The sequence below is a fragment of the Vibrio sp. HI00D65 genome (assembly GCF_001635455.1).
Taxonomy (GTDB): Bacteria; Pseudomonadota; Gammaproteobacteria; order Enterobacterales; family Vibrionaceae; genus Vibrio.
In genome coordinates this window covers 1-260 of the sequence record NZ_LWEH01000517.1, presented here as the reverse complement: position 1 = coordinate 260, position 260 = coordinate 1, and the positions used below count along the sequence as shown (strand labels likewise).

The 260-nt window shown below is 45.8% G+C and carries 1 pseudogene; it reads right to left on the bottom strand.

The features are described from left to right. Positions 1-260 (bottom strand): annotated as a pseudogene (locus tag A3712_RS23200) (Si-specific NAD(P)(+) transhydrogenase); the annotation flags it as partial.

Sequence of the window (260 nt, the reverse complement as noted above, 5' to 3'; positions counted from 1 at the left end):
CCAAATACTAGTGTACATTGGTTACGATCGTAGAAGCCTTGGCGCAGCCGTGTCTGTTTATCGATAACGGATTTCGCATGCCCCAGAATATTGGAAAACGTCGAGTGAATGCTTTTGTTGTTCTGACAGAACAGAGGGTTGTTATTGAACTCGATAATACGGCTTACAGCATGACGCAGAGCTTTTGAAGGAATGGTTCCCCAGTGGGTACAACCACCACCAACGCTGCTCTCTTTTTCAATGATTGCAACGTTCAACCC